This is a genomic window from Actibacterium sp., from assembly GCF_041584535.1.
Taxonomy (GTDB): Bacteria; Pseudomonadota; Alphaproteobacteria; order Rhodobacterales; family Rhodobacteraceae; genus Actibacterium_D.
Window position 1 is genome coordinate 1 of sequence record NZ_JBFHDW010000258.1, and the last position, 3,814, is coordinate 3,814.

5 protein-coding genes are annotated in these 3,814 nt (G+C 63.4%); all 5 read right to left on the reverse strand.

The genetic code is table 11. The features are described from left to right. Positions 1–51: 51 nt before the first annotated feature. The 5 genes from ABYW26_RS11810 to trpD are packed head-to-tail and all read right to left on the reverse strand — an operon-like array spanning position 52 to position 3,812. On the reverse strand, positions 52–627 hold the full coding sequence (locus tag ABYW26_RS11810) for a hypothetical protein (RefSeq protein ID WP_372605090.1): 576 nt from the start codon (positions 625–627) through the stop codon (positions 52–54). Next, entirely contained in the window at positions 624–1,520 is an 897-nt protein-coding gene (locus ABYW26_RS11815; RefSeq protein WP_372605091.1) for a GIY-YIG nuclease family protein, read from the reverse strand. The genes ABYW26_RS11810 and ABYW26_RS11815 overlap by 4 nt, the downstream gene beginning before the upstream one ends. Beyond that, positions 1,517–1,990: a cyclic pyranopterin monophosphate synthase MoaC gene (gene moaC, locus ABYW26_RS11820; RefSeq protein WP_372605092.1), complete on the reverse strand. Its 474-nt coding sequence runs from the start codon at positions 1,988–1,990 to the stop codon at positions 1,517–1,519. The genes ABYW26_RS11815 and moaC overlap by 4 nt, the downstream gene beginning before the upstream one ends. Continuing rightward, a complete protein-coding gene (gene trpC / locus ABYW26_RS11825) occupies positions 1,990–2,793 on the reverse strand; it encodes an indole-3-glycerol phosphate synthase TrpC (RefSeq protein ID WP_372605093.1) in 804 nt (267 codons plus the stop codon). Before trpC ends, moaC begins: the two co-directional genes overlap by 1 nt. After that, positions 2,790–3,812, reverse strand: coding sequence for an anthranilate phosphoribosyltransferase (gene trpD, locus ABYW26_RS11830; protein ID WP_372605094.1), 1,023 nt, complete (start codon positions 3,810–3,812; stop codon positions 2,790–2,792). The genes trpC and trpD overlap by 4 nt, the downstream gene beginning before the upstream one ends. Between the last annotated feature and the right edge of the window lie 2 nt (positions 3,813–3,814).

The window sequence follows — 3,814 nt, forward strand, 5'->3', positions numbered from 1 at the left end:
CCAGGATCTCGAAGACCTTCGTCGCGGCATCGGCCGCCTCTGGGCGCAGGCTCATCGTTGCGCCCTCCCAGGTTCATCATCACTTGCCGAAGAGCAGTTTGGCGCTTCTTGCCCCGATCCCGGCTGCTCTGTTCGGCGCTCGAGGAAGGAGCCGCCCTGCCCGAGATGCGCAATCCCGGCGGACAAGAGGCGCGGCGCGTCCAATTGATCGCCGACCTTGAAATCGGCGCCAGAGGGGCGGACATGCGGACCGGCGTCCAGCCCGTGGTTCAGGGTGATCAGGTTGCCCGAAACCGTGACGTCCTCTTGCAGAACCACCCGGTCGGCGCCTTGCGGCATCGGGGCGCCGGTGAAAATCCGCACGGTCTGGCCGGGGCCAACCTTGCCGTCAAAGCCATGCCCGGCTGCCGAAGTGCCGATGACCATGAATTGCGCATCGACATCGGCCTCAACGGATTTCAGCGCATAGCCATCCATTGCCGAGGCATCAAACGGCGGCTGATCGCGTCGTGCAACCGCCGGTTCGGCCAGAACCCGGCCTGCGGCCAATGCCAGCGGCACGGTTTCGATGTCCGTGGGCGAGGTCAGGTCAAAGATGCGGGCAAGGGCGTCTTCGACCGAGATCATGAGGATACTCCCGAGATCTGGTCCTCTTCCCATTGCGCATAGGTTCGGCCATCTTTGGTTTTCCACTCGGTGCGACCATTCGATGAACGGCCCGTAGCGATCGCAGCAGCCGCAGACGGGCTGGAAAAAGCGTAATCTTCCACAAGCATGCCGCCATTTTGCGATTGAGAAATAAGCCCATCCGCGACAAGTTTGTCGTGTAACTTCCAGTAATGGGTGTCGTAGCTGCGGTCGCCAACCCATTCCGGGCGGACCGAAGACCCAGCCTGAATGACGAATTTTCCATCCACAAGGCGGGCGGATGCTTGCCCACCTTTCCGTGGAACATTCAAGAAGAACTCAGCAACAATGGCGCGTGAAGCATCACCGGCCTGGTCGCGCGTATCGCCCTGTCGGCCAGAACGGAATACGTCCACGCGAATGGCAGGTAACACCATATGCAGATTGCCCAGAAAACTCTCCATGCTTGCGGTCGCCGCCTCGTTCAGGCTTGCCCCGTTTGGCAAGTTGCCATTTTCCAAACGCATGGCTTGCGCTTGTCGTGCATCTCGTATTAGCCGGTTTTCAAGAAACTTCACATGTGCCTTGTGAAGCGCGTCGCCCGTGGTTGTCACTAGAACGGCCTGATCCCACCAATCGCGCTCACGGCTATGTTGGCGCAGCCGATCAGCCATATTTTCGGCTTCTCCGATATACGCCAATGGCCCTTCCTTATCTTCTCCGACAAGTATGTAGATACCTGTCTGAGAAGCCTCAGGCCGGCGTAAACCGTCAGGAAGACGGGTACGCGGAATACGGAGGATATGTCCCGTCCAATTGAACATGCTGGCGGTCATCATCCCGTCCGGCGTGCCATCTACAAAGTACAACTCCAGTGCGCGACCTTGCTTCATGCCTCGTACCGCCCGGATTTGCCGCCGTCTTTCAGGACCAGCCGGATATCGGTGATCTGCATGTCCTTTTGCGCGGCTTTCAGCATGTCATAGATGGTCAGCGCCGCGACGTTGACGGCGGTCAGGGCCTCCATCTCGACGCCGGTCTGGCCGGTGGTCTTGACCGTGGCCTGAATGCGCACGCCGGGCAGGGCGGCGTCGGGGGTCAGGTCGATGGCGACCTTGGTGATCGGCAGCGGGTGGCACAGCGGGATCAAGGTCGAGGTCTGTTTCGCCCCCATGATCCCCGCCAGACGCGCCACGCCCAGAACGTCGCCTTTCTTGGCCCGGCCCTCGGTAATCAGGGCAAGGGTTTGCGCCGACATTTTCACACAGCCCTCGGCCACGGCGACGCGGCTGGTCACGGCCTTGTCCGAGACATCGACCATATGGGCGCGGCCTTCGCCGTCGAAATGCGTAAGATCGGCCATCAGGCGGGCACCACTGCATTGGCCAGCAGCGCGCGGGTGGCGGCGGTGACGTCATCCTTGCGCATCAGGCTTTCGCCGATCAGGAAGCAGCGGGCGCCATGTGCGGCCATATCGGCCAGTTCCGCAGGCGTGTTCAGCCCGCTTTCTGACACGATCAGCCGGTCACCCGGAATACGCTTGGCCAACTCGCGGGTGGTGTCGAGCGAGGTCTCGAACGTCTTGAGATTGCGGTTGTTGATGCCGATCAGCGGCGATTTCAGTTCAAGCGCGCGGTCCAGTTCGTCGCCGTCATGCACCTCGATCAGCACATCCATGCCCCAGCCAAAGGCGGCGTCTTCAAGCTCGGCCGCTTGTGCGTCCGAGACCGAGGCCATGATGATCAGGATGCAATCGGCGCCCAAGGCACGGGCCTCGGCCACCTGATAGGTGTCATACATGAAATCCTTGCGCAAAGCAGGCAGGGCGGTCGCGTTGCGGGCCTGAACCAGATAGTCCTTGGCGCCCTGAAAGCTGGGTGTGTCGGTCAGAACCGACAGGCAGGTGGCGCCACCGGCCTCATAGGCCTGCGCCAGAACCGGCGGGTCAAAATCGGGGCGGATCAGACCCTTGGACGGGCTGGCCTTTTTGATCTCGGCGATCAGGCCATAGCCGGTTTCCGACGCCCGTTTCAGCGCTGCGGCAAAGCCACGGATGGGGCTTGCGGCGCGGGCCTCGGCCTCGACCTCGGACAGCGGCTTGGCGGCCTTGTCAGCGGCGATTTCGTCCAGCTTATAGGCTTTGATCTTGTCGAGAATGGTGCTCATGCGCTGGCCTCTTGGGTGATTTTCGCCAGCGTCTGGACCGCGCGCATTGCCGCGCCGCTGTCGATCGATTCAGCGGCCATCGCCGCGCCGTCCTTCAGAGTGCTGACCTTGTCGGCCACCATCAAAGCTGCGGCCGCGTTCAGCAGCACCGCGTCGCGATAGGCGCCTTTGGTGCCTTCCAGCAGCGCGCGCAGGGCGATGCCGTTTTCCTCGGGCGTGCCGCCCAGAATGTCGCGCAGCGGATGCACCGGCAGGCCGGCGTCTTCGGGGTGGACCTCGAACCCGGTGATCTTGCCGTTTTCCAGCGCCGCGACATCGGTCTTGCCGGTGATCGTCAGCTCATCCGTGCCGTCCGAGCCATGCACCAGCCACGCCTTTTCGCTGCCCAAGGCCAGAAGGGTTTCCGCCATCGGGAAGATCAGATCGACCGCGAAAGCGCCGGTCAGCTGCCGCTTGACGCCCGCCGGGTTGGTCAGCGGGCCGAGGATGTTGAAAATGGTCTTGCAGCCCAGTTCCTGCCGCACCGGCATCACATGCTTGGTTGCCGGGTGGTGCATCGGTGCCATCATAAAGCCGATCCCGGCCTCGCGGATCGCGCGCTCGACCACATCGGCGCCGACCATGACGTTGATGCCCATCTGGCTCAGCGCGTCTGCCGCGCCGGATTTCGAGCTAAGGTTGCGGTTGCCGTGCTTGGCCACCGGCACGCCCGCGCCGGCGACGACGAGCGCCGCCGCGGTCGAGATGTTGAGCGTGCCCTTGGCGTCGCCGCCGGTGCCGACCACGTCCATCGCGCCCTCGGGGGCGGTGATCCGCTCGGCCTTCTCGCGCATCACGAAGGCCGCGCCGGCGATCTCGTCGACCGCCTCGCCGCGGGTCCGCAGCGCCATCAGGAAGCCCGCGATCTGCGGCGGCGTCGCCTGGCCCTCCATCATGATGCGGAAGGCCGTCTCGGCCTCCTCGCGCGACAGCGGGCGGTCGGCGGCGCGGCCGATCAGGGATTGGAACTCGGTGCTCATGC